General features: G+C 69.4%; 2 protein-coding genes. Both read left to right on the top strand.

What is annotated here, in order from left to right; all coding sequences use genetic code 11:
- A partial coding sequence (locus tag ACSFA3_RS26405; RefSeq protein WP_435508249.1) for a toxin-antitoxin system YwqK family antitoxin occupies positions 1–732 on the top strand: 732 nt, incomplete at its 5' end.
- 3 nt (positions 733–735) lie between these two features.
- Positions 736–1010: DUF4280 domain-containing protein (locus ACSFA3_RS26400; protein ID WP_435508248.1), on the top strand; the 275-nt coding region annotated here is incomplete at its 3' end.

Raw genomic sequence — 1010 nt, 5'->3', positions numbered from 1 at the left:
AACGCCATGGCACTTTCTTCCCTCCCAACAAAAGACCTGGCCTCGGTGCCCGAGGCCGCGGTGCGCGAAGCCCTCGACGGCGCTGGCCAGACGGTGGTGCGCGCGTCGTTCCTCGGCGACGTGCCGCACGGGCCGATGCAGGTTTACTCGGCCGCGGGCAAGCCCGCGATGGAGGCCTCTTACCAGGCCGGCGTGCCGCACGGCGCCATGCGCCTGTTCGACGAACGCGGCCAGCTGCTGCAGGAAACGCAGCGCTTCGGCGGCGTGGCCGAAGGCACCACGCGCAGCTACTACTCCAGCGGCATGCTCGTGCAGACGCATCAGCACGTGCGCGGCACGCTGCATGGCGATGCCGTGGCATACGCCGAATCGGGCGACGTCACGGCACGGCTGCGCTACGTGGCCGGCCGCCTCGAAGGCGAAGCCACCTACTACAACGAAGGCCGCATGGTGCGGCGCGAGCAGTACCGCGCCGGCCTGCTCGATGGTGAAGTGCTCGACTACCTGGCAAGCGGCGGCGTGGCGCAGTCGTCCACCTACGTGGCCAGCGTGCTGCACGGCCCGCTGCGGCGCTTCTGGCCCAACGGCCAGCTGATGGAAGAAATCGCGTACCGCCAGGGCAAGTCGCACGGCAACCCGCGCCGCTTCGACCAGGCCGGCCACGAGGTTGTGGAGACAGCCGCATCGCCGGGCTTCATGAAGAGCCTGGAAAAACTCGTGAGGGGGGGCTGAGCCATGGGCATGCACGTCTGCATGGGAGCCACGCTGCAGTGCAGCTTCGGCGCCGCGCCTTCCAACCTCGTGGTGCTGCCCGTGAACGCCGTGGTCACCAGCGGCGTGCCGGCGGCCACCATCATGGACAACAAGCCGATCGCCAACATCTTGCCCTTCGGCACCTGCAACAGCATGTCGAACCCGATGGTGGCCGCAGCCACCGCCGCCGCGCTCGGCGCCTTCACGCCGATGCCCTGCATTCCGGTAACGGCCGCGCCCTGGGCGCCCGGCTCGCC

It is taken from the genome of Variovorax glucosi (assembly GCF_051216695.1).
Taxonomy (GTDB): domain Bacteria; phylum Pseudomonadota; class Gammaproteobacteria; order Burkholderiales; family Burkholderiaceae_C; genus Variovorax.
Note: the sequence above shows the minus strand (reverse complement) of the source record. Positions and strands in the feature narration are given on the sequence as shown.